The organism is Arthrobacter sp. (assembly GCF_031988865.1).
GTDB lineage: Bacteria > Actinomycetota > Actinomycetes > Actinomycetales > Micrococcaceae > Arthrobacter_B.
The window spans coordinates 36,267-38,256 of sequence record NZ_DALZXY010000027.1 but is presented as its reverse complement, the minus strand read 5'-3'; the positions used below and the strand labels follow the sequence as shown (position 1 = coordinate 38,256).

General features: G+C 62.7%; 3 protein-coding genes. 1 reads left to right on the top strand and 2 read right to left on the bottom strand.

Going from position 1 to position 1,990, the window contains the following annotated elements; genetic code table 11:
• Window positions 1–660: glycerophosphodiester phosphodiesterase family protein (locus RTN46_RS07275; protein WP_312180185.1), on the top strand; the 660-nt coding region annotated here is incomplete at its 5' end.
• Between the two features lie 8 nt (window positions 661–668).
• Here RTN46_RS07275 and RTN46_RS07270 read toward each other — a convergent pair.
• Together RTN46_RS07270 and RTN46_RS07265 are read right to left on the bottom strand one after the other, a co-directional pair.
• The gene (locus tag RTN46_RS07270) at window positions 669–926 is read right to left on the bottom strand and encodes a metal-sensitive transcriptional regulator (RefSeq protein WP_066298099.1); all 258 of its coding nucleotides are present in this window, start codon (window positions 924–926) and stop codon (window positions 669–671) included.
• 320 nt (window positions 927–1,246) lie between these two features.
• Window positions 1,247–1,900 (bottom strand): hypothetical protein, encoded by a 654-nt coding sequence (locus tag RTN46_RS07265; RefSeq protein WP_312180183.1) that lies wholly within the window; start codon window positions 1,898–1,900, stop codon window positions 1,247–1,249.
• Between the last annotated feature and the right edge of the window lie 90 nt (window positions 1,901–1,990).

Below are 1,990 nucleotides of genomic sequence, written 5' to 3'. Positions count from 1 at the left end.
GTTATGCAGACGCTTGACGGCGAATTCGTGGTGATGCATGACGCCGGCCTCGGCCGCCTGGCCGGCCTCCAGCTGGCAGTCAAGGACCTCACACTCGCCGAGCTGACCGCCATCACGGTATCCGACCAGCAGGGGCACGAGGACACGATTCCCGCCTTGGAGGAGTACATCCGGGCGGCACAGGAGCTCAATGAGCCGCTGCTGATCGAGCTGAAGCTGCACGGCAGCGAAACCGAAGACTACGTGGAGCGCCTGGTGGCGGAGTTGGAATCACTGGACGCCCTGCAGGAGAACATCTACCACTCACTGGACAAGGACAAGGCGGAGGAGCTTAAGCGCCTGCGCCCCGGGCTGTATGTGGGACTAACCATGGCGGTCGCGGGTGTGGCAGCTCCGCAGACGACGGCGGACTTCATTGTGGTGGAAGAGGCGTCCTATACGGATGCCGTACGGGAATCCGCCTGGGCCCACGGCAAGGAGTTCTATGTTTGGACCGTCAACGGAGCCGCAAGCATCCGGAACATGCTGCGCGACAACGTGGACGGCATCATCACGGACCATCCGGATGTGGCTGTGCGGGACCGCGCTGCCATGGGCGAGGATGAGGCCATGAGCAGTAAGCTCTACGACGCGATCATGCGGTTTGTGCTGATCTTCTAGCCCGGCGCTTAGGCCAGCGACATAAAGAGCTTTTCCATCTCCTTGCGGTCCAGTGCCGGGTCGTCGCTGGTGAGGCACTGCTCGAGCCCCGAGGCGATGATCGCGAAACCGGCGCGGTCGATGGCCTTGGAGACGGCGGAAAGCTGGGTAACTATGTCCTTGCAGTCCCGGCCTTCCTCGAGCATCCGTGTCACTGCTGCCAGCTGCCCCTGGGCGCGCTTGAGGCGGTTGATGATTGGCGCGGTGTCGTCCGTGTCCAGCTGCATGTCTTCTCCCATGTTCTACGTGGTGCCATCCTATACCCCACCGGGTAATTTGCATACCCCAGGGGGTATCGGCAAGGATGGGGTTCAGCGCCGGAACCATCGTCCGGCGGCTACGTTCACAAAGGAGACCAACCATGTGCCGTCCCGTTCAGTGCCGAAGCTGCGGAAAAACCACCTGGGCAGGGTGTGGCAACCACGTCCAGGATGTTATGCGCAACATTGCCAAGCCGGACCGCTGCAGCTGCGACCGCAATGCGCCCAAACCCAAGGCCGAGGGAAGCAGCTGGCTGGCGAAACTCTTTGGCCGGTAGCCGGCTGGCTTAGAGCACCACACCTTCGGGCAGCTCCGGAGCGTCAAACTTCTGGCGCTCACACTCGGCCTGCAGGGCAGGATAAGTCTGCGCGATCAGGTCAAGGATCCGGTTGCGGACCACTAGATAGGCCTCGCCGACGCCGACCACACCCTTGAATTCCTTCAGCTCCTCCTCATAGGAGGTCTGTTTATGCCGCAGGTAATTCACCGTCAGCCGGTCGAGCCGGGAGGGCGTGGTCCGGGGTCCGGCGGGGGACTGGTTCCTGCGCAGCCGTGAGTTGTAGTGCTCAATGGCTTTTTGCCGCATCTGATCCCAAGGCTCGGGAACTATCTGGAGGTCGATCGCCATCGCGACGGCCACTGCCTGCTTCTTTTTCTCCAGGGCCCGTCCGCGTGCCGCGATCTGCCGTTTCCGTGAAGCCTCACGTGCGCGGCGGAAGTCCTCCGTGGCTTCCACCGCCTCCACCCGCTCCAGCGCATACAGCTTCATCGGAGCGGCCTTGCGGGAGAACGGATTGCGGGCGGTTTTGTCCGGCTCCGGGAGAAAAGCCTTGATCTGGGTGTCGGTCCAGCCGCGGTCCTTCTTAAGGTCCGCCGCGATCAGGAATCCCTCGCTGTTGGCGGGCTTTGGACGGGGAGGGTGGTGCTTACCTCTGGACATTGCTGCTTCCGGTGGTGCGGGCTGGGCGACCTCCAGTCTAGTAAACCGGTATCGCGCCCGGATAAAACCAGACGGCGCTGCAGGCACAGA